The organism is Oleiphilus sp. HI0123, assembly GCF_001635315.1.
Window position 1 is genome coordinate 1 of record NZ_LWGE01001895.1, and the last position, 567, is coordinate 567.

Here is a 567-nt window from a genome sequence, read left to right on the forward strand (position 1 = left end):
ATTTGTTGGTAGCTAGTGTTTTCTTTTTCCAAGACACGTCTTAAATTTCTTGGGCTCATATTGAGTTCACTGGCCAAATCATCAAGCTTCTTAAACTGCATCGTATCATCAACAATCATATTCATTACTTGAGTACTAAAACTTCGTTGAAAGTCCGGCTTTGACAGCAAATCGGTTGGCGAATTTTGTAAAAAAGTATTCAACTCTTTCTGGCCCTGTTTAATAGGCAAATCCATAAGAGCTGATTCGAAGACTAGTGCGTTTTGCGTTTCACCAAACCTACAGTGACAAGGAAAGAGCAAACTATACTCCGCAACATGCGGTGGACTCTGGTAACTCAAGCTAACATATTTTAAAGGTAATCGTTCAGTAACAAGCCAGCTTGCAAAGCGATGCCAAACCAATAAAAAAAACTCTACGAGGAAATTGGCAGTATCCAACTCGGGCCGTACAGGCTGAAAAATAAGACGAGCTCCCTCCGTAGTATTTTCAAGTTGCAGCACGATATCGTTTCTAAAGGTACTGTAGAGCAAGCTTGCCCGCCTTATGCTTTCACCAATAGTTTGC

Annotated in this window: 1 protein-coding gene; it reads right to left on the reverse strand. The window is 40.7% G+C overall.

Annotated features, from left to right (window positions below):
* Positions 1 to 533: AraC family transcriptional regulator ligand-binding domain-containing protein (locus A3761_RS25220; RefSeq protein ID WP_231881315.1), on the reverse strand; the 533-nt coding region annotated here is incomplete at its 3' end.
* Positions 534 to 567 lie beyond the last annotated feature (34 nt).